Annotated in this window: 1 protein-coding gene; it reads left to right on the forward strand. The window is 31.4% G+C overall.

The features are described 5' to 3' along the window. Positions 1–134: 134 nt before the first annotated feature. Positions 135–704 (forward strand): restriction endonuclease subunit S (locus AW17_RS23440; protein WP_036670877.1); only part of this gene is annotated, 570 nt, incomplete at its 3' end.

A 704-nucleotide genomic window follows, 5' to 3' on the forward strand; every position in this document is an offset into this window, starting at 1 on the left:
GAGATTAAAGAACTGGAGGCCAAAAGAGCTGAACTTGATAAGGAGATCGAAGTTTATTTTAAAGAACTAGGTCTAGTTTTTTAATTTTTTAAATCCTTAATGTTAGCAATAGTTACAATTAAATAATTGAGAAAATGGCTAAAAAAGAAGAAATGGGCAAGGTTCCAAATTTGAGATTTCCAGGGTTTGAGGGAGAATGGGAACAAAGAATACTGTCCGATTTAGGAGATTTTATTGGAGGTGGTACTCCTTCATCATCTAATTCCAATTTTTGGAATGGAGATATTCCATGGATTTCATCTTCAGATCTAGTTGAAGACAACATCCATTCTATGAATGTTTCTAGGTTTATAACAGAAGAAGCAATTAACAAATCGTCTACAAAGTTCTGCAAAGCCCCAATAATACTAATTGTTTCAAGAGTTGGAGTTGGTAAAGTTGCTTATTCTCATGAAAGTATTTGTACAAGTCAAGATTTCACTAACATCGTTAACTTTAAGTGTAACGGTTTATTTCTATCTTATTTTCTTTCAGTAGAGATGAAAAATTCTGCTTCTAGTATGCAAGGCACATCTATTAAGGGAATATCATCCTCAGAAATAAAATCAAAAAAACTATTCATTCCTAAAGATGAAGAACAACAAAAAATAGTTTCTTTTCTATCATTACTAGATGATAGAATCCAAACCCAAAGCAAAATAATT

Source organism: Pedobacter borealis DSM 19626, assembly GCF_000708285.2.
Taxonomy (GTDB): Bacteria; Bacteroidota; Bacteroidia; order Sphingobacteriales; family Sphingobacteriaceae; genus Pedobacter; species Pedobacter borealis.